At 55.4% G+C, this 204-nt stretch carries 1 rRNA gene; it reads left to right on the plus strand.

The features are described 5' to 3' along the window. Positions 1–204: ribosomal RNA gene (locus UQ64_RS29750) — 23S ribosomal RNA — on the plus strand; the annotation flags it as partial.

The raw sequence follows: 204 nt of genomic DNA on the forward strand, positions 1-204 counted from the left end.
AGTTCGGTCCCTATCTGTCGTGGGCGCAGGAAATTTGAGAGGAGCTGTCCTTAGTACGAGAGGACCGGGATGGACGTACCGCTGGTGCACCAGTTGTTCCGCCAGGAGCATGGCTGGGTAGCTACGTACGGACGGGATAAGCGCTGAAAGCATCTAAGCGTGAAGCCCCCCTCAAGATGAGATTTCCCAATTAGTAAGACCCCT

Source organism: Paenibacillus etheri, from assembly GCF_001012825.1.
GTDB lineage: Bacteria > Bacillota > Bacilli > Paenibacillales > Paenibacillaceae > Paenibacillus_AQ > Paenibacillus_AQ etheri.